The following is a 23,259-nucleotide window of genomic DNA, read 5'->3' on the forward strand; positions in this document are numbered from 1 at the left end:
TCAACGCGGCGCCAGGTACCAGCCACGGTCCGAGACCGTCCCCTGCAGCGGTACATCCCAACTGGCCTGAGCCAGCCGCTCGACCTTCTGGCATTCATGTGCCAGCCCCAACAGCAACGGCTTTTTCCAGGTCTGGCGACGCGCTTGGTAGGCCAGGCTGCGATCATAGAAACCACCGCCCATTCCCAGGCGACCGCCCACTTCGTCGAAACCGACCAGCGGTAGCAGGATCAGGTCCAGCGACCAGATCGGGCGCTGGCGCTTGCGCTCGGTGACCGGCTCGGGAATGCGAAAGCGGTTGGGCTTGAGCTTCTCGCCCTGCTCGAAGCGCTGGAACACCATGCGCGTGCGCGGCCAGGCGTGCAGCACCGGCAGGTAGGTGCGCTTGCCGCGGCGCTGGGCTTCGCGCAGCAGCAGGTAAGGATCGATCTCGCCGTCGTTGGGCAGGTACAGGGCAATGTGCCGGGCGCGGCGGAACAGCGGGTGCTGCGCAAGCTGGCGATACAGGCCAAGGGCGGCCTGGCGTTGCTGGGCAGGGGTAAGGGCGCGGCGGGCATTGCGGAGCAGGCGACGGAGCTGGGGGCGGGTGAGCTGCGCGGTGTCGGTCATGGCACGGGCGATCCCAGGTGCTGGCCGACGTGGTCGGCCAAAACGAATTGCCCGCCGGAAGGGCGGGCAAGAGAATTCAGGCTCCCCGATAAGACCGCTATCGGTGTAGCCCTTGAACCCGAAAGTTCAAGGTGGAGATTGCAGGGGGCGTTAAGGCTTTCCGTCGGGCGGACATGCACACCGGCCCCAGCGTGCAACCCCCGTGGTTGTGCGTATCGGCTCAGGGACATAACCGACTGGCGCATCCCCCAGGGAGTGGCGCCAGTATACCAATCTCAGCCGATTTTGGTATCCGCGTCGTCGGACAGTGCCTGGTCGACCCGTTCCAGCAGGTCGCGCACCTGTTCGCGGGTGGTGCCGCCTGCCGGAGCATCGTTGCGGTCTTCCTGGCGGTGCAGCATTTCGTGGGTGATGTTCAACGCTGCCATGACCGCGATGCGGTCGGCGCCGATCACCTTGCCGCTGCTGCGGATTTCGCGCATCTTGCCGTCCAGGTAGCGCGCGGCACTGACCAGGTTGTTGCGCTCTTCCGGCGGGCAGATGATCGAATATTCCTTGTCGAGGATCTGCACGGTGACGCTATTGCTTGAACTCATGAGTCTTGCTCCAGAGCCTTGAGGCGTAAAATCATCGACTCGACCTTGCGCTTGGCGATCTCGTTCTTTTCGATGAGGTGGGCGCGCTCTTCGCGCCAGGACTTTTCCTGAGCTACTAGGAGTGCATTTTGCCGTTTTAGTTGCTCGACACGTTCGATCAGCAACTCGAATCGGCTCATCAGTGCCTGCAGGTCGTTCTCTTGCGTGGGTTGCACTCGATTCGCTCCGTCGTTGAGTCACCTGGCGATGATGCCTCTCCCTGGGCGGCGACGGCCAGTGCCGATGGTCTTGGCGCGCCTGCCGGTGCTAGGATACAAGGTCTCCATTCTAGTCATTGCGCCGTCTGGCGCCTAGCTGCCCATGCCCAATACCCAATCGCCCTACATCGCCTTCGCCATGCTGCTGTCCAGCAATGGCCATCCTGTAACCCCGGCCGAACTGCACGGCCTGCTGATCGGCCGCAGCTGCGCCGGTGCCGGCTTCGACGCCGACGGCTGGCTGGCCGATGCCGCCCAGCTGCTGGAAACCGAGCCCGGTGACACCGTACGTAACGCCCTGGTCGGCCTGCAGGAAATGGTCAAGGGCGAACTGACCAGCGACGAAATGGCGATCGTCCTGCTGCTGCCTTCCGACGACGCCGCCCTGAGCGATCGCGCCACTGCGCTGGGTCAGTGGTGCCAGGGCTTCATCACCGGTTTCGGCCTGAATGCCGGTGGCAAGGACCTGTCCGACGAGGCCAAGGAAGTGCTGCAGGACCTGGTGGCCATTTCCCAGGTCCAGGAAGCCCTCGAGGAGTCCGAGGATGGCGAGAGCGATTACATGGAAGTCATGGAATACCTGCGTGTGGCGCCGTTGCTGCTGTTCTCCGAGCTGGCCAAGCCGGCCGCCCCTGCACCCAAGCCATCGCTGCACTGATCAACCAGGGGTAGTCTGCCCATGAGCCACATTCCCAAGGCCGAGTATGCCCGTCGGCGCAAGGCGCTGATGGCGCAGATGGTCCCCAACAGCATCGCTATCCTGCCCGCCGCCGCGGTTGCCATCCGCAACCGCGACGTCGAGCACGTTTACCGCCAGGACAGCGACTTCCAGTACCTCAGTGGTTTCCCCGAGCCGGAAGCGGTGATTGCGCTGATCCCCGGGCGCGAGCATGGCGAATACGTGCTGTTCTGCCGTGAACGCAACCCCGAGCGCGAGCTGTGGGATGGTCTGCGGGCCGGCCAGGAAGGTGCGGTGCGCGATTTTGGCGCGGACGATGCCTTCCCCATCACCGACATCGACGAGATCCTGCCGGGCCTGATCGAAGGCCGTGAGCGGGTATACAGCGCCATGGGCAGCAACCCCGAGTTCGATCGCCGGCTGATGGACTGGATCAACGTGATCCGCTCCAAGGCCCGCCTGGGGGCCCAGCCGCCGAACGAGTTCGTTGCGCTGGATCATCTGCTGCACGACATGCGCCTGTATAAATCGGCAGCGGAAGTGAAGGTGATGCGCGCTGCCGCAGACATCTCGGCGCGGGCCCACGTGCGGGCCATGCAGGCCTGCCGGGCCGGCTTGCACGAATACAGCCTGGAAGCCGAGCTGGACTATGAGTTCCGCAAGGGCGGGGCGAAGATGCCGGCCTACGGCTCGATCGTCGCGGCCGGGCGCAATGGCTGCATCCTGCACTATCAGCAGAACGACGCCCCGCTCAAGGATGGCGACCTGGTGCTGATCGACGCCGGCTGCGAGATCGACTGCTACGCCAGCGACATCACCCGTACCTTCCCTGTCAGCGGGCGTTTTTCGCCCGAGCAGAGGGCCATCTACGAGCTGGTGCTCAAGGCCCAGGCAGCGGCGTTTGCCGAAATTGCCCCCGGCAAGCACTGGAACCACGCCCATGAGGCGACCGTGCGGGTCATCACCGAGGGCCTGGTGGAACTGGGCCTGCTGACCGGCGAGGTACAGGCGCTGATCGACAGCGAGGCCTATCGTGCCTTCTACATGCACCGCGCCGGGCACTGGCTGGGCATGGATGTGCACGATGTGGGCGATTACAAGGTGGGCGGTGAGTGGCGGGTGCTTGAACCCGGCATGGCGCTGACCGTCGAGCCGGGCATCTACATAGGCGCCGACAATCAGGCCGTGGCCAAGAAATGGCGCGGCATTGGTGTAAGGATCGAGGACGACGTGGTAGTGACCAGGCAAGGCTGTGAAATCCTGACTTCGGGCGTGCCGCGCACGGTCGCCGAGATCGAGGCGCTGATGCAGGCCGCCCGCAAGGACGCGGCATGAATCGGGTAAACCTGGCGATCATCGGTGGCGGCCTGGTGGGCGCGAGCCTGGCCCTGGCCCTGCAGGCGGGGGCCAAGGCGCGAGGCTGGAAGATCCTGCTGATCGAGCCGTTCGCCCCCGGTGACAGCTTCCAGCCCAGCTACGACGCGCGTTCGTCGGCACTGTCGTTCGGTACCCAGCAGATCTACCAGCAGTTGGGCCTGTGGCAGGCCATCGGCCATCGCGCCGAGCCGATCTTGCAGATTCACGTGTCCGACCGCGGCCGTTTCGGTGCCACCCGCCTGGATGCCCGGGAAGAGGGTGTGCCGGCGCTTGGCTACGTGGTGGAAAACGCCTGGCTGGGCCAGTGCCTTTGGCAAGGGCTGGACAGCGAGGTGGTGAGCTGGCGCTGCCCGGCGGAAGTGACTGCGATGCAGGCCATCGAGGGTGGCTACCGCCTGCAGCTGAACGATGACACCCAGTTGGAGTGCGACCTGGCTGTACTGGCCGACGGTGGCCGTTCCGGCCTGCGCGAACAGCTGGGTATCCACGTGCGCCACACGCCCTACCAACAGAGCGCGCTGATCGCCAACATAACCCCGGGCGAGGCCCACGGCGGCCAGGCCTTCGAACGTTTCACCGAAGAAGGCCCCATGGCCCTGCTGCCGCTGCCGGATAACCGCTGCGCGCTGGTCTGGACCCGCCAGGGCATGGACGCGAGGCGTCTGGCCGACATCGACGAGCGCAATTTCCTGCGTGAACTGCAGGGCGTGTTCGGCTATCGCCTGGGCGCCTTGCGCCAGGTCGGCGCGCGGCACCTCTACCCACTGTCGCTGATCGAGGCCCAGGAGCAGGTGCGGCCGCATCTGGTGGTGCTGGGTAACGCCGCGCACAGCCTGCACCCTATTGCCGGCCAAGGCTTCAATCTGTCGCTGCGTGACGTGCAGGCGCTTGCCGAGGCGCTGCTGGCCGGCCCGCAGCAGCCTGGCGACCTGACAACATTGCAGGCCTACCACCAGCGCCAGCGCGTGGACCAGGCCATGACCATCGGCTTTTCCGATCAGGTCACCCGTCTGTTCGGCAGCAGCCAGCCATTGCTGGCCGCCGGCCGCAACCTTGGCCTGCTCGGGCTCGACCTGCTGCCACCGGCCAAAAGCTGGTTCGCCCGCCAGGCCATGGGCCTGGGCACCCGCCCCGATCCGCGAGGTCAGGCATGAGTGACAACACGCGCAGGCTGGCGCGCCGGGCGTGCCTGTTGCGCTGGCGGCTGAACCTGTTCCCGCCGCACCTCGGCGCTGGTATCCGCGTACAGCACATCAGCCCGGACCTGCGCAGCGTCAAGGTGGCGATGAAGCTGACCCGCTGGAACCGCAACTACGTCGGCACCCAGTGCGGCGGCAGCCTGTACGGCATGGTCGACCCGTTCTACATGCTGCTGTTGATCGAGCAGCTGGGGCGTGACTACATCGTCTGGGACAAGGCCGCCAGCATCGATTTCATTTCGCCGGGCAAAGGCCCGGTGTATGCCGAACTCCACGTCGATGACGCGCTGCTGGACGAAATCCGCCAGCAGACTGCCACCGGCAAGAAGTGCCTGCCGCGTTTGCAGGTCGATATCCGCGACGGCGCCGGCGAGCTGGTGGCGCGGGTCGATAAAACCCTATATGTGCGGCTCAAGCCGCAAGCGAGGCTGGCGTAAGGCATGGAAATGCGCGCAGATCTGTTGATTGTCGGTGCCGGTATGGTCGGCAGCGCCCTGGCCCTGGCGTTGCGCCACAGTGGCTTGCAAATCCTCTTGCTCGACGGCGGCCCGCTGACGGTCAAGCCGTTCGATGCCCAGGCCCCGTTCGAGCCGCGTGTCAGCGCGCTGTCGGCAGCCAGCCAGCGCATCCTCGAGCGCCTTGGCGCCTGGGATGGCATTGCCCGGCGGCGTGCCACGCCATACTCGGACATGCATGTGTGGGATGGCAGCGGCACCGGGCAGATTCACTTCTCGGCTGCCAGCGTGCATGCCCAGGTGCTCGGCCACATCGTCGAGAACCGGGTGGTGCAGGATGGCCTGCTGGAGCGCCTGCATGACAGCGATATCGGCCTGCTGCCCAATGCGCGGCTCGAACAGCTGCGACGCTCCGGCGACGAGTGGCTGCTGACCCTCGCCGATGGCCGCCAGCTGCGTGCGCCGCTGGTGATCGCGGCCGACGGTGCCAACTCGGCAGTGCGGCGCCTGGCCGGCTGCGAAACCCGCGAGTGGGATTACCTGCACCACGCCATTGTCACTAGCGTGCGTTGCAGCGCCGGGCACCAGGCCACGGCCTGGCAGCGCTTCACCGATGAAGGGCCATTGGCGTTCCTGCCGCTGACCCGCGACGGCGAGCAGGACTGGTGCTCGATCGTCTGGTCGACCACGCCGGAGCATGCCGAGCAGTTGATGGCGCTGGATGAAACTGCGTTCCTGAAGGCCCTTGAGCGGGCTTTCGAGGGGCGCCTGGGTGATGTACTGCAAGCCGACCCTCGGGTCTGTGTGCCGCTGCGCCAGCGCCACGCCAAGCGCTATGTGGATGAAGGCCTGGCATTGATCGGCGATGCCGCGCACACCATTCACCCGCTGGCCGGGCAGGGCGTCAACCTGGGTTTCCTCGATGCTGCGGTGCTGGCCGAGGTGCTGGTCAACGCCTGTGAGCGTGGCGAGCGGCTGGCGGATGTGAAGGTACTGAGCCGTTACGAGCGGCGGCGCATGCCGCACAACCTGGCGCTGATGGCGGCGATGGAAGGGTTCGAGCGGTTGTTCCAGGCCAACCCGTTGCCGTTGCGCTGGTTGCGTAACAGCGGGTTGAAGCTGGTGGAGCAGATGCCGGAGGCCAAGGCGATGTTTGTGCGACAGGCGCTGGGTTTGAGCGGTGACCTGCCGGATCTGGCCAAAGCCTGAAGGTCTTGCACGATGAGCTGTAGGAGCAGCCTTGTGCTGCGAAGAGGCCCGGGAAGCCAGTCAATCATTCAGATTGGGCTGCCGGCCCTTTCGTAGCACAAGGCTGCTCCTACACAGACGAAGCAAGTTCTGCAACATCCGGTAACGGCTAGGTAGATGAGTCGGAAAATGGGATTCACTACCATTTGCACCTCTCATACGATCCGAGGAGTGCTTTCCATGTTGCCACGCAAGCCCCTACTGGCCGCCCTGGCCCTGACCCTGTTCGGCGGCACCGCCCAGGCAGCGGACGAAGTGGTGGTGTACTCCTCGCGCATCGACGAGCTGATCAAGCCGGTGTTCGATGCCTATACCGCCAAGACTGGGGTCAAGATCAAGTTCATCACCGACAAGGAAGCCCCGCTGATGCAGCGCATCAAGGCCGAGGGCGAAAACGGCGTGGCCGACCTGCTGCTGACCGTCGATGCCGGCAACCTGTGGCAGGCTGAGCAGATGGGCATCCTGCAGCCGATCAAGTCCGACATCATCGACCAGAACATCCCGCCGCAGTACCGTGCCTCGTCCCACGACTGGACCGGCCTGAGCCTGCGCGCCCGCACCATCATCTACTCCACCGAGCGGGTCAAGCCGCAAGAGCTGAGCACCTACGAAGCCCTGGCCGACAAGCAGTGGGAAGGCCGCCTGTGCCTGCGCACGGCGAAGAAGGTGTACAACCAGTCGCTGACCGCCACCCTGATCGAAACCCACGGCGAGGCGAAGACCGAGCAGATCGTCAAAGGCTGGGTCAACAACCTGTCCACCGACGTGTTCTCCGACGATAACGCAGTGATCCAGGCCATCGAGGCCGGCCAGTGCGACGTGGGCGTGGTCAACACCTACTACTACGGTCGTCTGCACAATCAGAACCCGAAACTGCCGGTGAAGATCTTCTGGCCCAACCAGGGTGACCGTGGCGTGCACGTGAACCTGTCGGGCATCGGCCTGACCAAGCATGCACCACACCCGGAGGCGGCGAAGAAGCTGGTTGAATGGATGACTGGTGAAGAGGCGCAGAAGCTGTTCGCCGACATCAACCAGGAGTTCCCGGCCAACCCGAAGGTCAAGCCATCGGAAGAAGTGGCAGCGTGGGGCAGCTTCAAGGCTGACAGCATTCCGGTTGAAATCGCTGGCAAGCGCCAGGCTGAAGCGATTCGCTTGATGGATCGGGCTGGCTGGAACTAAGCGCCAGGCTTTATCCTTCCGGGGCCTTTCAGGGCCTCTTCGCGGGCATGCCCGCTCCCACAGGTTTACTCGATCTCTGTGGGAGCGGGCGTGCCCGCGAACGACCGCATAGCGGTCGCAAATCAGCCACAGAGACATTCAACTTGCCCCACACCCCCCAACGCCGCTGGTACCTCCCGGTCACCCTGGTCGCCGCCCTGGTGCTCCTGCCCCTGAGCGTCCTGCTGTTGTCCTGGCAGTCGATCGACCTGCAGATCTGGTCGCACCTGCTCGACACCCAGATGACTCGCCTGCTGGGCAATACCCTGACGCTGGTGGCGGGTGTGGGCATCGGCGTCACGGTACTGGGGGTCAGCCTGGCCTGGTTGACCAGCCTCTGCGAGTTCCCTGGCCGGCGCTGGCTGGACTGGGCGCTGATGCTACCGTTCGCCATCCCTGCTTATGTGCTGGCGTTCGTCTTCGTCGGCCTGCTGGACTTCGCCGGCCCGGTGCAGAGCGCCCTGCGCGAGGTGTTCGGGCCGATGCGCCTGCCGCGGGTTCGCTCCACCGGCGGGGTGATCGTCGTACTGGTGCTGGTGTTCTACCCCTATGTCTACCTGCTGGCGCGCAGCGCATTCCTGGCCCAGGGCAAGGGCCTGATGGAAGCCGCGCGGGTGCTGGGGCTGTCCCCGCTGCAAGCGTTCTGGCGCGTGGCTCTGCCCATGGCTCGGCCGGCGATCGGCGCCGGTATTGCCCTGGCCCTGATGGAAACACTGGCCGACTTCGGCGCGGTTGCGGTATTCAACTTCGACACTTTCACCACGGCCATCTACAAGACCTGGTACGGCTTCTTCAGCCTGTCCAGCGCTGCCCAGCTGGCCAGCCTGCTGCTGCTGGCGGTGATGCTGGTGCTGTATGGCGAGCGCCGTGCCAGGGGGGCCAGCCGCAGCGGCAACGAGCGGCCGCGCGGGCAGGCGTTGTACCACCTGCACGGGGTCAAGGCGTTGCTGGCCAGCGGTTGGTGCTTGCTGGTGTTCGCCTGCGCCTTCGTCATCCCGCTGCTGCAACTGCTGGCGTGGTTCTGGCAGCGTGGCCGACATGACCTGGACGAGCGCTATGTCGGCCTGGTGTTGCACACCCTGTACCTGGGCGGCATGGCGGCGCTGGTCACGGTGTGCGTGGCGTTGCTGCTGGCCTTTGCCCGGCGCCAGGCGCCGACGGGTGGTATTCGCGCCGGGGTGGGCCTGGCCAACCTGGGCTATGCCTTGCCCGGCTCGGTACTGGCGGTTTCGATCATGCTGGCCTTCAGTTACCTCGACAACCACCTGGTCATCCCGCTGTCCAGCTGGCTGGGCGGTGCCGGCAAGCCGCTGCTGCTGGGCAGCCTGGCCGCATTGCTGCTGGCCTACCTGGTGCGCTTCATCGCGGTGGCCTACGGGCCGCTGGAGAGCAGCCTGGAGCGGATCCGCCCGTCACTGCCCGAGGCATCCCGCAGCCTGGGCGTCGGTGGCGCGGGATTGTTTTTCAAGGTGTATCTGCCGCTGCTGGTGCCTGGCGCGCTCAGCGCCGCCCTGCTGGTGTTCGTCGACGTGCTCAAGGAAATGCCGGCCACCTTGCTGATGCGCCCGTTCGGCTGGGACACCTTGGCGGTAAGGGTGTTCGAGATGACCAGCGAGGGTGAGTGGGCGCGTGCATCGTTGCCGGCACTGACCCTGGTGCTGGTGGGCCTGCTGCCGGTCATCGGCCTGATCCGCCGTTCGGCACGTCGACCCGGTCACAGTCACTGAGGGTGCCAGCCCGCGCCCTTGCGGCTACAATGCGCGGCATTCGCGCGGCGGGTCCTACACAAGAAGAGCTGACGACCCGACGTCATCGACCGCCGCCGCTTCGCCACGCCCGGAAGGAGAAACCCATGGGACAGCGCACGCTTTTGTATGACCTGCACCTGGCGCTTGGCGCCAAGACGGTCGATTTCGGTGGCTGGGACATGCCCCTGCACTATGGCTCGCAGGTCGAGGAGCACCATCAGGTGCGCAGCGATTGCGGGGTGTTCGATGTTTCCCACATGACCGTGATCGATGTCGATGGTAGCGACGCCACTGCCTGGTTGCAGCGTCTGCTGGCCAACGACGTGGCCCGCCTCGACGACACCGGCAAGGCGCTGTACAGCCCGCTGTTGCAGGAACAGGGCAGGGTGATCGACGACCTGATCGTCTACCGCACACAACATGGCTATCGCCTGGTCACCAACGCCGCCACCCGTGCCAAGGTACTCGACTGGCTGCAGCAGCAGCGTGACGGTTTTGCCGTGGACTTCCAGGTCCGCCCAGACCTGGCCATCCTTGCCATCCAGGGCCCGCATGCTCGAGAAAAGGTTGCAGCCCTGCTCAGCCCCTCGCGTGCGGCGCTGATCCGCGAACTGCGTCCTTTCGAAGGCTTTGCCGAAGGCGACTGGTTCATTGCCCGCACCGGTTATACCGGTGAAGACGGCCTGGAGATCATCCTCCCCGGCGAGCAGGCCGTGGCCTTCTTCAACGACCTGGTCGGTGCCGGCATCGCCCCCAGCGGCCTTGGTGCCCGCGATACCCTGCGCCTGGAAGCCGGCATGAACCTGTACGGCCAGGACATCGACGAAAACCACACACCGCTCACCTCCAACCTCGGCTGGAGCATCGCCTGGGAGCCGGCCGAGCGCGATTTCATCGGGCGCGCCGGGCTGCTGGCGGAAATCGAGCACGGCGTGCAGGAAAAACTGGTCGGCCTGGTGCTGGAAGAGCGTGGCGTGCTGCGTGCCCACCAGGTGGTGCGTGTAGCCGGGATTGGCGAAGGGGAGATCACCAGTGGTAGTTTCTCGCCTACGCTGAGCAAGTCCATTGCCCTTGCACGCGTGCCCATGGCCACCGGCGACCGGGCCGAGGTGGAAATTCGCAGCAAGTGGTACCCGGTGCGGGTGGTCAAACCGACCTTCGTGCGCCACGGCAAGATCCTGATCTGAACAATTTTTAACCGGCGGGCGTACCGCTGAGCCAATCGAGGAATTCAAGACATGAGCAATATCCCCGCCGAACTGCGTTTTGCCGAAAGCCACGAGTGGGCTCGCCTGGAAGCCGACGGCACCGTGACTGTTGGTATCAGCGACCACGCCCAGCAAGCCCTGGGTGACGTGGTGTTCGTCGAGTTGGCCGAAGTCGGCAAGGTATTCGCCGCTGGCGATGCGGCCGGTGTGGTCGAGTCGGTCAAGGCCGCTTCGGACATCTACGCCCCGGTCGGTGGCGAAGTGATTGCGGTCAACGAAGAGCTGGCTGATAGCCCTGAGCTGCTCAACGAAGAACCTTACGATTCTTGGATTTTCAAGCTGATGCCAAGCGACAAGTCTGAGCTGGACAAGCTGCTGGATGCTGCTGGTTACGCGGCCGCTATCGGCGAATAGGGCTTCAGGCCTCATCGCCGGCAAGCCAGCTCCCACAGAGATAGCGCGCGCCTCAGGGCCTGTGGTTACCTGTGGGAGCTGGCTTGCCGGCGATAGGGCCGGTACTGGCAAAACAAGTTTCCCCGCAGAATCGGCAATCCCTTCCTAGACTTGTAAGTCTCCATGAGAGCTGTTCCAGGAAGAGAGCGTCGTCATGTCCCAGTCGCCATCCCTGCATCAACTGCAAGAGCTCAACCCATTCCTGCGTCGCCACCTTGGCCCGGATGCCACGGAGCAGCAGGCCATGCTCAACGCGCTGGGTGTCGCCAGCCGCAGTGAGCTGATCGAGCAGACCGTACCGCCAGACATCCGCCTCAACCGCCCCCTCGACCTGCCGCCGGCACTGGACGAACAGGCCGCTCTGGCCAAGCTCGCCGGTTACGCCGGGCAGAACCAGGTCTGGACCAGTCTGATCGGCATGGGCTACCACGGCACCATCACCCCCACGGTCATCCTGCGCAACGTGCTGGAGAACCCGGGCTGGTACACCGCCTACACGCCTTATCAACCCGAGATTGCCCAAGGCCGGCTGGAGGCGCTGCTGAACTTCCAGCAGATGGTCATCGACCTCACCGGGCTGGCCCTGGCCAATGCCTCGCTGCTCGACGAAGCCACCGCCGCCGCCGAGGCAATGGCCCTGGCCAAGCGGGTGGCGCGCAACAAGAGCAATGCCTTCTTCGCCGACGAGCACTGTCACCCGCAAACCCTGTCGGTACTCAAGACCCGTGCCGAGGGCTTCGGCTTCGAGCTGATCGTCGACTCTGTGGATAACCTTGGCAAACACGCGGTTTTCGGGGCCTTGCTGCAGTACCCGGATACTCATGGCGAGGTGCGCGACCTGCGCCCGCTGGTCGACCATTTGCACAGCCAGCATGCCCTGGCCTGCGTAGCCGCCGACTTGCTCAGCCTGGTGGTGCTGGCACCGCCCGGGGAGCTGGGAGCCGATGTTGTGCTGGGTTCAACCCAACGCTTTGGCGTACCGATGGGCTATGGCGGCCCCCACGCGGCCTATTTCGCCTGCCGCGATGACTACAAGCGAGCCATGCCGGGGCGCATCATCGGCGTGTCGCGCGATGCCCGTGGCAACACCGCGCTGCGCATGGCACTGCAGACCCGCGAGCAGCATATCCGCCGCGAGAAGGCCAACTCCAACATCTGCACGGCCCAGGTGCTGCTGGCCAACATTGCCGGCTTCTATGCGGTATACCATGGCCCCGAAGGCCTGCAGCGCATTGCCCAGCGCGTGCACCGGCTGACCTTCATCCTGGCCGCCGGCCTTGAGGCCAAGGGCATCAAGCGCCTCAACCAGCACTTCTTCGACACCCTTACCCTGGACGTCGGCGGTGCCCAGGCGGCCATCATCGAAAGCGCCGAGGCCGCCCAGATCAACCTGCGAATCCTTGGCCGCGGGCATCTGGGCGTGAGCCTGGACGAGACTTGCTCGGAGCAGACGGTGTTGCGCCTGTTCGATATCTTCCTGGGGGTGGATCACGGCCTGGATATAGCCGCACTCGACCAACTGGCCCTGCCCGAAGGCATCCCTGCCAGCCTGGTGCGGCGCACGCCGTTTCTCGCCCACCCGGTGTTCAACCTGCACCACAGCGAAACCGAGATGCTGCGCTACCTCAAGCAACTCGAGAACAAGGACCTGGCGCTGAACCAGTCGATGATCCCGCTGGGCTCGTGCACCATGAAGCTCAACGCTACCAGCGAGATGATCCCCATCACCTGGCCCGGCTTTGCCCAGCTGCACCCGTTTGCCCCGGCGGCCCAGGCCACCGGCTACAAGGCGATGATCGACGAACTGGAAAGCTGGCTGTGCGCCATTACCGGCTTCGATGCCATCTGCATGCAGCCCAACTCCGGCGCCCAGGGCGAGTATGCCGGCCTGATGGCCATTACCCGCTATCATCGCAGCCGCCACCAACCGCAACGCACGCTCTGCCTGATCCCGTCGTCGGCCCACGGCACCAACCCGGCATCGGCGCAAATGGCCGGCATGGAGGTGGTGATCGTCGATTGCGACGACGATGGCAACGTCGACCTGGCCGACCTCAAGGCCAAGGCCCACTCGGCCGGGGATCGGTTGTCGTGCCTGATGATCACTTACCCGTCGACCCACGGCGTTTATGAAGAGGGGATTCGCGAAATCTGCGAAGTGGTCCACCAGCACGGTGGCCAAGTGTATATGGATGGTGCCAACCTCAATGCCCAGGTGGGCCTGGCGCGTCCGGCGGATATCGGCGCCGACGTTTCACACATGAACCTGCACAAGACCTTCTGCATCCCCCACGGTGGTGGCGGCCCGGGCATGGGCCCGATCGGCATTCGCGCGCACCTCAAGCCGTTCGTTGCCAGCCATCCGGTGGTGCCGGTACCCGGCCTGGACCCGAACAACAGCGCGGTCAGTGCTGCGCCCTGGGGCAGTGCGAGCATCCTGCCGATCAGCTGGATGTACATAGCCATGATGGGCCCGCAACTGGCCGATGCCAGCGAGGTGGCGATCCTCTCGGCCAATTACCTGGCCAGCCAGCTGGGTGGTGCCTTCCCGGTGCTCTATCGCGGGCGCAACCAGCGGGTGGCGCATGAGTGCATCCTCGACCTGCGGCCGCTGAAGGCGCTGACCGGCATCAGTGAAGAGGACGTGGCCAAGCGCCTGATGGACTATGGCTTCCATGCGCCGACCATGTCGTTCCCGGTGCCGGGCACGCTGATGGTCGAGCCGACCGAGAGTGAATCGAAGGCTGAACTGGACCGCTTCGTCGAGGCGATGCTGGCGATTAGGGCGGAAATTGGCGAAGTTCAGGAGGGCAACTGGCCTGCGGAGAACAACCCGCTCAAGCATGCGCCGCATACCCTGGCCGATGTGCTGACGGTGTGGGACAGGCCTTACAGCCTGGAGCAGGCGGTGGCGCCCAGTGCTCACGTGCGCCAGCACAAGTACTGGCCAGCGGTGAACCGGGTCGACAACGTGTATGGGGACAGGAATCTGTTCTGTGCTTGTGTGCCGGTGGAGGCGTATCGCTAATTGTGGTTTGCCTGTGCCGGCCCCTTCGCGGGTAAACCCGCTCCTACAGGACTTGTACAAGTTTCGAATACTGTGCAGTACCTGTGGGAGCGGGTTCACCCGCGAAGCAGGCGACGCGGTTACTCGGCTACCGCATTCTTGGCCAGGATGGCATTGGCCAGTTCCATGTCGGAAGCCTGCATCCCCGGGTTCTCCGCGCGAGCCTGGCGAATCGCCGCTTCGAGGAACGGCCCACGGATCGCGCCTTTGCTGGCCACGAAGCTGCCGGCGTCATCCTGCGCCGCCATCACCAGCTTGTGATCCCCGGAAGTCAGGTAGCTCGATGCCGTGGTAGCACCGGTAGTCATCACGTTACGCCAGAAGGTATCGGCCATGGCCGAGCCGATAGGCAGCGAAAGCAAGGCAGCGGCAGCGATGGCGGTTTTGAAACGCATGTTGAAACACCTCGAAGGGTGAGGGTTGAAGATGCGCGGTTTGATCCTGCCACAGGGGGGCAAGTTCCTTGAATACAAAGGATTTTTGCTCAGGAACAGGCCCGTAGCACTTCCTCTTGGCGGGTCTGCCCACAGGCTACCTTGGCATCGCCGCAGCGGCGCAGATCGAGCAAGCCATCGGCCACGGCCTGACGACGCAAACTGGCCAGATCGCTGTCCGGGCCTATCAGGGCGCGCAGTCTGTCGCTGGGTATCAGCAGCTCGAACAACCCTGTGCGGCCATGGAACCCCGTGCCACGACAGGTACGGCATGGCTGCCCTTCGCGCAGCGCTGTATCACCCCGGCAATCCGCGCACAGTGTGCGCACCAGCCGCTGGGCCATGACCCCCACCAGCGTCGCCTTGATCAGGTAGTCGGCCACACCCAGCTCCTGCAGGCGGGTGATCGCGCCACAGGCGTCGTTGGTATGCAGGGTCGACAGGACCAGGTGCCCGGTAAGGGCTGCCTGTACCGCCACCAGGGCGGTCTCGCGATCACGGATTTCGCCGATCATGATGATGTCCGGGTCCTGGCGCAGCATGGCCCGCACACCATTGGCGAATCCCAGGTCCAGGGCGGGTTGCACCTGCAACTGGTTGAAGGCGGGTTCCAGGCGCTCGATCGGGTCTTCGATGGTGCACAGGTTGACCTGCGGCGTGGCCAGCAACTTGAGGCTGGCGTAAAGCGTGCTGGTCTTGCCGGACCCGGTGGGGCCGGTAACCAGGATGATGCCCTGACGATGACGCAGCAGGCCTTGCCACTGGTCCAGTTGCGCCCCGTCCAGGCCGAGCCGGTCGAAGCCCTCTTGCAACTGTTGCGGGTCGAACAGGCGCAGCACCAGTTTCTCGCCGAACGGAGTCGGTAAGGTCGACAGTCGCAGTTCCACCTCGCCGCCGCCAGGCAGGCGGCTATGCAGCCGGCCATCCTGCGGCCGCCGTTTTTCCGCGACGTCCATGCGCCCCAGGTGTTTCAGGCGGCTGACCAGCGCCAGGGTCACCCCGGCGGGGAAGGCGTAGACGTTGTGCAGCAGGCCGTCGATACGGTAGCGCAGTTGGCCCTGTTCGCGGCGTGGTTCCAGGTGGATATCGCTGGCGCGTTGCTCGATGGCGTACTGCAGCAGCCAGTCGACGATATGCACGATGTGCGCGTCGTCCGCACTGGCCTCGGCCTGGCGCTTGCCCAGCTCCAGCAGCTGTTCGAGTTCGCCCAGGCTGGCTGACTGCTGGTGTTGCGCGCCCTTTACCGATTGGGCCAGGCGGTGGAACGACTGCCCTGCCTGGCGGACCTGCTGCGGGCTGGCCAGCACGCGCCGTATCGGCCGGCCCAGGCTGCGGGTGAGGTCGGCCAGCCAGTCGTCCTGGTAGGGCTGGGCGCTGGCGACGGTGACGCTGGAGGCGTCGGCGGCGACGATAAGGATGCCGTGGCGCTGGGCGAAGGCCGGGGATATCAGGCCGGTGACCTGGGGCAGGTCCAGTTGCAGCGGGTCGATGCGCAGGTAGGGCTGGCCGACCTTGTTGGCCAGCCATTGGCAGAGGCGATCCAGGTCCAGGGGCTCGCCAGGGTGTCGGCGGTCTTCCAGGGCGCAGGCGGCGATCTGTTCCAGCGGGTGGGCGGTGGGGTGATTGGCGGCGTGTTCGAGTACCTGCAGGGTGTCGTTGGCGTGCAGGTGCTGGTCGGCGAGCAGGGCCTGGAGCACGCGCTTGAGGTCGAGTGCCGGGTTGTCGGGGGAGTGCATGGTTGGCGTCCGTGCCTGATAGGGGAGTGCTGATCAAGGCTAGCCGGACGGCGGAAGGTTAACGGAAGTGAAAAGTTTCGGAAATTTACTGTGCCTGTACTGGCCCTATCGCTGGCAAGCCAGCTCCCACAGGACCACCACAGGCTCGAAGATTGCGCTGTACCTGTGGGAGCCGGCTTGCCGGCGATAGGGTCGGTAAATGCTTACACAACCGCCAGCTCCACCCGCTGCAGGTTGCTCAGGCTCACCTCACCCACACACACCAGGTTACGCAGTTTTTGCGCAATCACCTCGGCCCGGTGCCAGCTCAGGCCGCCGATGCCGACCTCGATATCCAGCCAGTCGTCCTGCTGACTGACCTGCACGCTGTGCGGGGTCAGGAACTGCAGGGCAAACAGGTTGAGTACCCGGCACAGGCTGTCAGGCTCGGCCTCGGCCTGCAGGCGATAGTGCACGGTGCTGTGGGCGCTGCTGGCGGCCCAGGCGTCGGTACGGGGCTGTGCGTTCATGCTGGTCTCCGCAAATGTTGGAGAAATTCTTGCACGTTGGTGGCGGTATTTTTTCGCTATTATTTGAGCATTTCGCGGTATTGGCGAATTGATCTATTCATAAAATGATTTTCAGGAGAATTGTCTTTGCACAGCGAGCTGGATGCCTACGACCGCCGTATCCTCAAACTGCTGCAGGAGGACGCTTCGCTGTCCAGCGCGCAGATCGCCGAACGCGTGGGGCTGTCGCAATCGCCGTGCTGGCGGCGTGTCCAACGGTTGAAGGAGGAGGGAGTGATTCGTGGGCAGGTGACCTTGCTGGACCGCAAGAAGGTCGGCCTGAACACGCAGATTTTCGCCGAGGTGAAACTGAACGCCCACGGGCGCTCCAACTTCACAGAGTTCACCGAAGCGATCCGCGGGTTTCCGGAGGTGCTGGAGTGTTATGTGCTGATGGGGTCGGTGGACTTTCTGTTGCGCATCGTCACCCCGGATATCGAGGCTTATGAACGGTTCTTCTTCGAAAAGCTGTCGAACGTGCCGGGGATTCAGGAGGTGAACTCGATCGTGGCGCTGTCGGAGATCAAGTCCACCACCAGCCTGCCACTGTCGCGGTGAGGTCTTCGCAGCACAAGGCTGCTCCTACAGGGGATATCGGTGCCCTGTAGGAGCAGCCTTGTGCTGCGAAGCAGGCGACGCGGTATCAAGCCTTGAGCAGGTGCTTCCAGCCGCGGCTCTGATCCACCGCCCGAGCCTGCTCGATACGCGCTTCCAGTACCTCATCGCTGATCGGCTGCTCAGCCAGCTCATGTAGCTTCTTCAGGTCGCCATACAGGCGGTCCATCTGGGGCGCTTCCAGCACCTGACGAGCATGGTGCAGCCAGGCCAGCAGCTGCTCGATACGCGGCAGTTGCTCGGCCAGGTCTTCCGGCCGCTGGGTGTACAGCGGCAGCTTCAACGCTCGGCCTTCTTCGCCCAGCAGGTGCGCCAGCCAGCTTGCCAGCTGCGCCTTGCCCTGGCGCTCGCCACGGCCTTTGCGCTCCACGGTCCAGGCACGGGCCAGCAGCCAGCGCGAGGTTTCCAGCGAGAACTGGCCCCAGCGCACGTCTTCCAGTTCTTCGGCGAACTGCTCGGGGGCGGCGCGGCGGATATCTTCGTCTTCGTTACCGGCCTGCACCAGCGGGCGCCAGTCTTCGAGCAAGGCGTCCAGGCTGCTGCGCAGGTCACGGGTGATGGCGCGTGGCGCGGCCTGGCCCAGGCTGGCGGTAATGGCACGCAGCTCGCTCAGGCACTCGACCCAGTCCTGCAGCAGGCGCCAGTGGCCGTTGTGGCGGTATTGCTCGGCCAGGCGCTGGCTGCTGCCCAGCAGTTGCCAGGCCAGTGCGGCGTAGGCGTCGTCCACGGCCATTTCGGCTTCCAGCTCGGTGTGCGGCAGGCCCAGCTCGTAGCTGTCCGGCTCCAGCAGGCGATAGCCACGCTCGGCCTTGCTGATGTCGCATGGCATCAGCGGCAGGCTGGCGGCCAGCTCGGCGGCCAGTTCCAGCAGTGCCTGCGGCTCACCTTCACGCAGTTCCAGTTCCAACTCGCAGATTTCTTCCTTGCGCTTGCCGGCGATCACGAAACCCTGGTCCAGTGCGGCCTCGATCACCACCTTGCTCTTGCCACGGCCCCAGGCGATTTCGGCGTATTCACGGCTGAAGTCAGTGGTGAACAGCGGCTTGATGGTCTTTTTGTCCAGGTTGGCCAGTTGCGCGGGCCAGCAGCTGTCGTCGAGCTTCTTCAGGTCGAGCTTGACCTTGTCCAACTGCCATTCGTGCTCGTTGCGTTCGGACAGGCCGGCCACGCTGGTGCCGCGGCACTTGAGGGTCTGGATGATGGCCTCGCCATCGCGGCGCAGGCGCAGGGCGACACGGGCAGCAGAGAGCTCGCGTTCGGGGGTGTCGAAGTACTGGTTGAGCAGTTCGCGGGTCTGCCAGCCGGACTTGTTGCGCTTTTTCAGCAGAGGGTGCTCGCGCAGGGCGGCAAGGGTCTCGCGGCTGGCGCGGAGCTTGAGTTCGGTTTCTTTGTGCATCACAGGCTCGAAGGAGGGGCGTGGTTGCCCAGCAGTCTACAGGAGTCGGCTCTCGTCTGTTGGATCGTGGAGGCTTCTTCGCGGGTGAACCCGCGAAGAAGCCCACACGATTGGACGGCATTGCTATGATGGGCAACGCTTCCGAGGAGTACGCGCATGCCGTTGCCGACGCTGAAAGACCAGTTCGCCGCCCTGATCGCCGCGCCCTCGGTCAGTTGCACCCAGCCTGCGCTGGACCAGTCCAATCGCCAGGTCATCGACCTGCTGGCCGGTTGGTTGGGCGACCTGGGTTTCAAGTGCGACATCCAGCAGGTCAGCCCCGGCAAGTTCAACCTGCTGGCCAGCCGTGGCACCGGCCCGGGTGGCCTGGTGCTGGCGGGGCACAGCGACACGGTGCCCTACGACGAACAGCTGTGGGCCAGCGCCCCGCTGAAACTGACCGAAACCGACGGCCGCTGGGTCGGCCTGGGCAGCTGTGACATGAAGGGCTTCTTCGCTCTGGTCATCGAAGCGGTCATCCCGCTGCTGGAGCACGATTTCAAGCAGCCGCTGCTGATCCTCGCCACCTGTGACGAAGAAAGCTCCATGTCCGGGGCCCGTGCCCTGGCCGAGGCCGGCCAGCCGCTCGGCCGTGCGGCGGTGATCGGCGAGCCCACCGGGCTGCGGCCGATCCGCATGCACAAAGGCATCCTCATGGACCGCATCGACATCCTCGGGCGCAGCGGCCACTCCTCGGACCCAAGCCTGGGCCGCAGCGCCTTGGAGGCCATGCACGCAGTGATGGGCGAGCTGATGGGGTTGCGCCAGCAATGGCAGCAAACCTACCGCAACCCGCAGTTCACCGTACCGACCCCGACCATGAACTTCGGCTGCATCCACGGCGGCGACAATCCCAACCGTATCTGCGGCCAATGTGCCCTGGAGTTCGACCTGCGCCCACTGCCAGGCATGGATGTGGAGCAACTGCGCGCGGCCATTCGCGCCAAGCTGATGCCGGTGGCAGAGCGCTTTGAGGTGCGCATCGACTATGCGCCGTTGTTCCCGGAGGTGCCGCCTTTCGAGCAGGCAGCCGACGCCGAGTTGGTGCAAGTGGCGGAGCGCCTGACCGGCCATCGCGCCGAAGCGGTGGCGTTCGGCACCGAAGCGCCTTATCTTCAGCAACTGGGTTGCCAGACCATCGTGCTGGGCCCCGGCGACATCGCCTGTGCTCACCAGCCCGGCGAATACCTGGAAATGTCACGAATCGAGCCTACCGTGCGTCTATTGCGTGACCTGATCCGGCACTATTGCCTGGACTAAACGTCAACCGAACTGTTTCGTTCCTGCCTAGAGGAGACCGCGCGTGACCGCAAGCCTGTTCCGACGATGATCCTGAACGCCCCCTGTATCGCCGTTCTCCGTCCACTTATCCACAGGCCCTGTCATGCCCGACTACGTCAACTGGCTGCGTCATGCCTCCCCGTATATCAATGCCCATCGCGACTGCACCTTCGTGGTCATGCTCCCTGGCGATGGGGTGGAACACCCTAATTTCGGCAACATCGTCCACGACCTGGTGCTGCTGCACAGCCTGGGCGTGCGCCTGGTACTGGTGCATGGCTCGCGCCCGCAGATCGAAAGCCGCCTGGCTGATCGCGGCTTGACCCCGCACTACCACCGTGGCCTGCGCATCACCGATGCCGCCACCCTGGACTGCGTGATCGATGCCGTCGGCGCCCTGCGCCTGGCCATCGAGGCACGCCTGTCGATGGACATCGCCGCTTCGCCGATGCAGGGCTCGCGCCTGCGCGTGGCGTCCGGCAACCTGGTCACGGCGCGGCCGATCGGTGTGCTAGAAGGCGTGGACTACCACCACACCGGCGAAGTGCGTCGAGTTGACCGCAAGGGCATCAGCCGCCTGCTCGACGAGCGCTCCATCGTGCTGTTGTCACCGCTGGGCTATTCGCCCACGGGTGAAATCTTCAACCTGGCCTGCGAAGACGTGGCCACCCGCGCCGCCATCGAACTGGGTGCCGACAAGCTGCTGCTGTTCGGTGCCGAGCCGGGCTTGCTGGATGCCGATGGCAAGCTGGTGCGTGAGCTGCGCCCGCAGCAGGTTGCCCCGCATCTGCAGCGCCTGGGCAGCGATTACCAGGGCGAATTGCTGGATGCCGCGGCCGAAGCCTGCAAAGGCGGCGTGGCGCGCAGCCATATCGTCAGCTATGCCGAGGACGGCGCCTTGCTGACCGAGCTGTTCACCCGTGGCGGTGGCGGCACGCTGGTGTCGCAGGAGCAGTTCGAAGTGGTACGCGAGGCGACCATCGAGGACGTGGGCGGTTTGCTGGAGCTGATCAGCCCGCTGGAAGAGCAGGGCATCCTGGTACGCCGTTCGCGTGAGGTGCTGGAGCGGGAGATCGAGCAGTTCAGCGTGGTCGAGCGCGAAGGCATGATCATCGCCTGTGCGGCGTTGTACCCGATTGCCGACTCCGATGCCGGCGAGCTGGCGTGCCTGGCGGTGAACCCGGAGTACCGCCATGGCGGGCGTGGCGACGAGCTGCTGGAGCGCATCGAAAGCCGGGCGCGACAGTTGGGGCTGAACACCTTGTTCGTGCTGACGACGCGTACCGCGCACTGGTTCCGCGAACGCGGGTTTGCGCCGAGTGGGGTCGAGCGACTGCCAGCGGCGCGGGCTTCGCTGTACAACTACCAGCGTAATTCGAAGATCTTCGAGAAGCCCTTGTAAACCTGTACTGGCCGCTTCGCGGGTGAACCCGCTCCCACAGGATCTTCACCGGACCTGAGGCCGGCGCGGTCCCTGTGGGAGCGGGTTTACCCGCGAAGCAGGCGACACCGATCTCGAACAAAAACGCCGCCCTTGTGGGCGGCGTTTTCGTTTACACGGTATGCAGGTACCAGTTGTACTCGAGGTCGGAGATCGAGTGCTCGAACTCCTCCAGCTCGCTCTCCTTGCACGCGACGAAGATGTCGATGTACTTCGGATCGATGTACTTGTTCAGGATCTCGCTGTCGTCCAGCTCGCGCAGGGCATCGCGCAGGTTGTTCGGCAGGCTCTGCTCCAACTGCTCGTACGAGTTGCCCTCGATCGGCTCACCCGGCTCGACCTTGTTGGTCAGGCCATGGTGCACGCCGGCCAGTACGGCGGCCATCATCAGGTACGGGTTGGCGTCGGCACCGGCCACGCGGTGCTCGATGCGCACGGCGTCCGGCGAACCGGTCGGCACGCGCAGGGCCACGGTGCGGTTGTCCAGGCCCCAGCTTGGCGCGTTCGGTACATAGAACTGCGCGCCGAAGCGGCGGTACGAGTTGACATTCGGGCAAAGGAACGCCATGGACGCGGGCAGGGTCTCGAGCACACCGCCGACAGCGTGACGTAGCGCGGCGTTCTGCTCGGGATCCTCGCTGGTGAAGATGTTGTTGCCATCTTTGTCCAGCACGGAAATGTGTACATGCAGGCCGTTGCCTGCCTGGCCCGGGTAGGGCTTGGCCATGAAGGTGGTGTCCATTTCATGGTCGTAGGCGATGTTCTTGATCAACCGCTTGAGCAGTACCGCGTAATCGCAGGCCTTGAGCGGGTCGGCCACGTGGTGCAGGTTGACTTCGAACTGCGCTGGGGCGCTTTCCTTGACGATGGCGTCGGCCGGGATGCCTTGCTCCTTCGCGCCTTCCAGGATGTCCTGCAGGCAGTCGGCGTATTCGTCGAGGTCGTCGATCAGGTACACCTGGGTCGACTGCGGGCGCTTGCCCGAAATTGGCGAGCGCGGCGGCTGCGGGCGGCCGTTCACGTTCTCCTGGTCGATCAGGTAGAACTCCAGCTCGAACGCGGCGCAGATGGTCAGGCCCATTTCGGTGAACTTGTCGACCACCTGGCGCAGCACTTCACGCGGGTCGGCAAAAAACGGCTCACCTTCGAGCTCGTGCATGGTCATCAGCAGCTGGGCGGTCGGGCGCTTCTGCCAGGGTTCGTTGGAGAGGGTGCCGGGGATCGGGTAGCAGATGCGGTCAGCATCGCCGATGTCCAGGCCCAGCCCGGTGCTTTCGACGGTGGAACCGTTGATGTCCAGGGCGAAGAGGGAGGCAGGCAGGTTGATGCCTTTCTCGTAAACCTTGTGGAGGCTGGTGCGCTCTATGCGCTTGCCACGCACCACACCATTCATATCTGCAATCAGAAGGTCAACGTAGAGAACCTCAGGATGTTCCTTAAGGAACGCGTTCGCTTCGTTAAGCTGAACGGCACGCGGGGGTACCGACATGATGCAACACCTTTGTTGTTAAAAATATCAATCAAGGGGGGCTTGCAAGACCAGTCAATCGAAAAGACAAACTGATGTCAAGCCAACCCCATGATGCCCTGAAATGGCACATCGACGGCAGATTTGCTGCATATCGGGGCAAGCCATTATCCGCTATTTCTCT

21 protein-coding genes and 1 other RNA gene are annotated in these 23,259 nt (G+C 64.6%); 13 read left to right on the forward strand and 9 right to left on the reverse strand.

Annotation, left to right across the window (positions count from 1 at the left end; translation table 11 throughout):
• The 4 genes from CAG18_RS18595 to CAG18_RS18610 all read right to left on the reverse strand — a co-directional run bounded on the left by CAG18_RS18595 (position 1) and on the right by CAG18_RS18610 (position 1,384).
• A complete protein-coding gene (locus tag CAG18_RS18595; protein WP_003259369.1) occupies positions 1 to 609 on the reverse strand; it encodes a 5-formyltetrahydrofolate cyclo-ligase in 609 nt (202 codons plus the stop codon).
• A 78-nt stretch (positions 610 to 687) separates the two neighbouring features.
• Positions 688 to 867: non-coding RNA, 6S RNA (gene ssrS, locus CAG18_RS18600), on the reverse strand.
• A 17-nt stretch (positions 868 to 884) separates the two neighbouring features.
• The gene (locus CAG18_RS18605; protein WP_003259368.1) at positions 885 to 1,205 is read right to left on the reverse strand and encodes a cell division protein ZapA; all 321 of its coding nucleotides are present in this window, start codon (positions 1,203 to 1,205) and stop codon (positions 885 to 887) included.
• Positions 1,202 to 1,384 (reverse strand): TIGR02449 family protein, encoded by a 183-nt coding sequence (locus CAG18_RS18610; RefSeq protein WP_029886233.1) that lies wholly within the window; start codon positions 1,382 to 1,384, stop codon positions 1,202 to 1,204. The genes CAG18_RS18605 and CAG18_RS18610 overlap by 4 nt, the downstream gene beginning before the upstream one ends.
• A 181-nt stretch (positions 1,385 to 1,565) precedes the next feature.
• Between CAG18_RS18610 and CAG18_RS18615 the strand changes: the two genes are divergently transcribed.
• From CAG18_RS18615 to gcvP, 10 genes are all read left to right on the forward strand, one after another.
• On the forward strand, positions 1,566 to 2,120 hold the full coding sequence (locus CAG18_RS18615) for a YecA family protein (protein ID WP_013974723.1): 555 nt from the start codon (positions 1,566 to 1,568) through the stop codon (positions 2,118 to 2,120).
• Positions 2,121 to 2,141: 21 nt separating this feature from the next.
• Positions 2,142 to 3,476 (forward strand): Xaa-Pro aminopeptidase, encoded by a 1,335-nt coding sequence (gene pepP, locus CAG18_RS18620; protein ID WP_085721345.1) that lies wholly within the window; start codon positions 2,142 to 2,144, stop codon positions 3,474 to 3,476.
• Entirely contained in the window at positions 3,473 to 4,672 is a 1,200-nt protein-coding gene (gene ubiH / locus CAG18_RS18625; RefSeq protein WP_015272233.1) for a 2-octaprenyl-6-methoxyphenyl hydroxylase, read from the forward strand. Before pepP ends, ubiH begins: the two co-directional genes overlap by 4 nt.
• Positions 4,669 to 5,154: a DUF4442 domain-containing protein gene (locus tag CAG18_RS18630; RefSeq protein WP_013974720.1), complete on the forward strand. Its 486-nt coding sequence runs from the start codon at positions 4,669 to 4,671 to the stop codon at positions 5,152 to 5,154. Before ubiH ends, CAG18_RS18630 begins: the two co-directional genes overlap by 4 nt.
• A gap of 9 nt (positions 5,155 to 5,163) precedes the next feature.
• Positions 5,164 to 6,381, forward strand: a complete 1,218-nt coding sequence (locus CAG18_RS18635; RefSeq protein ID WP_178075736.1) for a 2-octaprenyl-3-methyl-6-methoxy-1,4-benzoquinol hydroxylase — start codon at positions 5,164 to 5,166, stop codon at positions 6,379 to 6,381.
• A 219-nt stretch (positions 6,382 to 6,600) separates the two neighbouring features.
• Positions 6,601 to 7,602: an extracellular solute-binding protein gene (locus tag CAG18_RS18640; protein ID WP_015272231.1), complete on the forward strand. Its 1,002-nt coding sequence runs from the start codon at positions 6,601 to 6,603 to the stop codon at positions 7,600 to 7,602.
• A 143-nt stretch (positions 7,603 to 7,745) separates the two neighbouring features.
• Entirely contained in the window at positions 7,746 to 9,368 is a 1,623-nt protein-coding gene (locus CAG18_RS18645; protein ID WP_085721347.1) for an iron ABC transporter permease, read from the forward strand.
• 125 nt (positions 9,369 to 9,493) lie between these two features.
• Positions 9,494 to 10,576, forward strand: a complete 1,083-nt coding sequence (gcvT, locus tag CAG18_RS18650) for a glycine cleavage system aminomethyltransferase GcvT (protein WP_013974716.1) — start codon at positions 9,494 to 9,496, stop codon at positions 10,574 to 10,576.
• 51 nt (positions 10,577 to 10,627) lie between these two features.
• A complete protein-coding gene (gcvH, locus tag CAG18_RS18655) occupies positions 10,628 to 11,011 on the forward strand; it encodes a glycine cleavage system protein GcvH (protein ID WP_085721348.1) in 384 nt (127 codons plus the stop codon).
• A gap of 193 nt (positions 11,012 to 11,204) precedes the next feature.
• A complete protein-coding gene (gene gcvP / locus CAG18_RS18660) occupies positions 11,205 to 14,078 on the forward strand; it encodes an aminomethyl-transferring glycine dehydrogenase (protein WP_085721349.1) in 2,874 nt (957 codons plus the stop codon).
• Positions 14,079 to 14,197: 119 nt separating this feature from the next.
• Here the strand turns inward: gcvP and CAG18_RS18665 are convergent, their stop codons facing one another.
• From CAG18_RS18665 to CAG18_RS18675, 3 genes are all read right to left on the reverse strand, one after another.
• Positions 14,198 to 14,512 (reverse strand): DUF2388 domain-containing protein, encoded by a 315-nt coding sequence (locus tag CAG18_RS18665; protein ID WP_085721350.1) that lies wholly within the window; start codon positions 14,510 to 14,512, stop codon positions 14,198 to 14,200.
• A gap of 89 nt (positions 14,513 to 14,601) precedes the next feature.
• Positions 14,602 to 16,287: a GspE/PulE family protein gene (locus CAG18_RS18670; RefSeq protein ID WP_015272226.1), complete on the reverse strand. Its 1,686-nt coding sequence runs from the start codon at positions 16,285 to 16,287 to the stop codon at positions 14,602 to 14,604.
• A 203-nt stretch (positions 16,288 to 16,490) separates the two neighbouring features.
• Positions 16,491 to 16,796 carry a hypothetical protein gene (locus CAG18_RS18675; protein ID WP_003259353.1) on the reverse strand — a complete coding sequence of 102 codons (306 nt, stop codon included), beginning with the start codon at positions 16,794 to 16,796 and terminating at the stop codon, positions 16,491 to 16,493.
• A gap of 126 nt (positions 16,797 to 16,922) precedes the next feature.
• Here CAG18_RS18675 and CAG18_RS18680 point away from each other — a divergent pair, with 126 nt between their 5' ends.
• Complete coding sequence (locus CAG18_RS18680; protein ID WP_085721351.1) at positions 16,923 to 17,393, forward strand: Lrp/AsnC family transcriptional regulator; 471 nt, start codon at positions 16,923 to 16,925, stop codon at positions 17,391 to 17,393.
• Between the two features lie 85 nt (positions 17,394 to 17,478).
• Here the strand turns inward: CAG18_RS18680 and CAG18_RS18685 are convergent, their stop codons facing one another.
• Positions 17,479 to 18,846, reverse strand: a complete 1,368-nt coding sequence (locus tag CAG18_RS18685; protein WP_015272224.1) for a CYTH domain-containing protein — start codon at positions 18,844 to 18,846, stop codon at positions 17,479 to 17,481.
• A gap of 156 nt (positions 18,847 to 19,002) precedes the next feature.
• On the opposite strand from CAG18_RS18685, the gene argE reads away from it, so the two are divergent.
• Complete coding sequence (gene argE, locus CAG18_RS18690) at positions 19,003 to 20,145, forward strand: acetylornithine deacetylase (RefSeq protein ID WP_085721352.1); 1,143 nt, start codon at positions 19,003 to 19,005, stop codon at positions 20,143 to 20,145.
• A gap of 124 nt (positions 20,146 to 20,269) precedes the next feature.
• Complete coding sequence (gene argA / locus CAG18_RS18695) at positions 20,270 to 21,568, forward strand: amino-acid N-acetyltransferase (protein WP_013974710.1); 1,299 nt, start codon at positions 20,270 to 20,272, stop codon at positions 21,566 to 21,568.
• 151 nt (positions 21,569 to 21,719) lie between these two features.
• Here argA and CAG18_RS18700 read toward each other — a convergent pair whose 3' ends face one another.
• Positions 21,720 to 23,096 (reverse strand): glutamine synthetase family protein, encoded by a 1,377-nt coding sequence (locus tag CAG18_RS18700; protein WP_015272222.1) that lies wholly within the window; start codon positions 23,094 to 23,096, stop codon positions 21,720 to 21,722.
• Positions 23,097 to 23,259 lie beyond the last annotated feature (163 nt).

This window comes from Pseudomonas sp. B22(2017), from assembly GCF_002113105.1.
In the GTDB taxonomy this organism is placed as follows: domain Bacteria; phylum Pseudomonadota; class Gammaproteobacteria; order Pseudomonadales; family Pseudomonadaceae; genus Aquipseudomonas; species Aquipseudomonas asiatica.

Excerpts from the sequence above, each read along its gene's own strand:
- CAG18_RS18595 (WP_003259369.1), bottom strand. The coding sequence starts at position 609 with ATGACCGACACCGCGCAGCTCACCCGCCCCCAGCTCCGTCGCCTGCTC.
- CAG18_RS18605 (WP_003259368.1), bottom strand. The coding sequence starts at position 1,205 with ATGAGTTCAAGCAATAGCGTCACCGTGCAGATCCTCGACAAGGAATAT.
- CAG18_RS18610 (WP_029886233.1), bottom strand. The coding sequence starts at position 1,384 with ATGAGCCGATTCGAGTTGCTGATCGAACGTGTCGAGCAACTAAAACGG.
- CAG18_RS18615 (WP_013974723.1), top strand. The coding sequence starts at position 1,566 with ATGCCCAATACCCAATCGCCCTACATCGCCTTCGCCATGCTGCTGTCC.
- pepP (WP_085721345.1), top strand. The coding sequence starts at position 2,142 with ATGAGCCACATTCCCAAGGCCGAGTATGCCCGTCGGCGCAAGGCGCTG.
- ubiH (WP_015272233.1), top strand. The coding sequence starts at position 3,473 with ATGAATCGGGTAAACCTGGCGATCATCGGTGGCGGCCTGGTGGGCGCG.
- CAG18_RS18630 (WP_013974720.1), top strand. The coding sequence starts at position 4,669 with ATGAGTGACAACACGCGCAGGCTGGCGCGCCGGGCGTGCCTGTTGCGC.
- CAG18_RS18635 (WP_178075736.1), top strand. The coding sequence starts at position 5,164 with ATGCGCGCAGATCTGTTGATTGTCGGTGCCGGTATGGTCGGCAGCGCC.
- CAG18_RS18640 (WP_015272231.1), top strand. The coding sequence starts at position 6,601 with ATGTTGCCACGCAAGCCCCTACTGGCCGCCCTGGCCCTGACCCTGTTC.
- gcvT (WP_013974716.1), top strand. The coding sequence starts at position 9,494 with ATGGGACAGCGCACGCTTTTGTATGACCTGCACCTGGCGCTTGGCGCC.
- gcvH (WP_085721348.1), top strand. The coding sequence starts at position 10,628 with ATGAGCAATATCCCCGCCGAACTGCGTTTTGCCGAAAGCCACGAGTGG.
- gcvP (WP_085721349.1), top strand. The coding sequence starts at position 11,205 with ATGTCCCAGTCGCCATCCCTGCATCAACTGCAAGAGCTCAACCCATTC.
- CAG18_RS18665 (WP_085721350.1), bottom strand. The coding sequence starts at position 14,512 with ATGCGTTTCAAAACCGCCATCGCTGCCGCTGCCTTGCTTTCGCTGCCT.
- CAG18_RS18670 (WP_015272226.1), bottom strand. The coding sequence starts at position 16,287 with ATGCACTCCCCCGACAACCCGGCACTCGACCTCAAGCGCGTGCTCCAG.
- CAG18_RS18675 (WP_003259353.1), bottom strand. The coding sequence starts at position 16,796 with ATGAACGCACAGCCCCGTACCGACGCCTGGGCCGCCAGCAGCGCCCAC.
- CAG18_RS18685 (WP_015272224.1), bottom strand. The coding sequence starts at position 18,846 with ATGCACAAAGAAACCGAACTCAAGCTCCGCGCCAGCCGCGAGACCCTT.
- argE (WP_085721352.1), top strand. The coding sequence starts at position 19,003 with ATGCCGTTGCCGACGCTGAAAGACCAGTTCGCCGCCCTGATCGCCGCG.
- argA (WP_013974710.1), top strand. The coding sequence starts at position 20,270 with ATGCCCGACTACGTCAACTGGCTGCGTCATGCCTCCCCGTATATCAAT.
- CAG18_RS18700 (WP_015272222.1), bottom strand. The coding sequence starts at position 23,096 with ATGTCGGTACCCCCGCGTGCCGTTCAGCTTAACGAAGCGAACGCGTTC.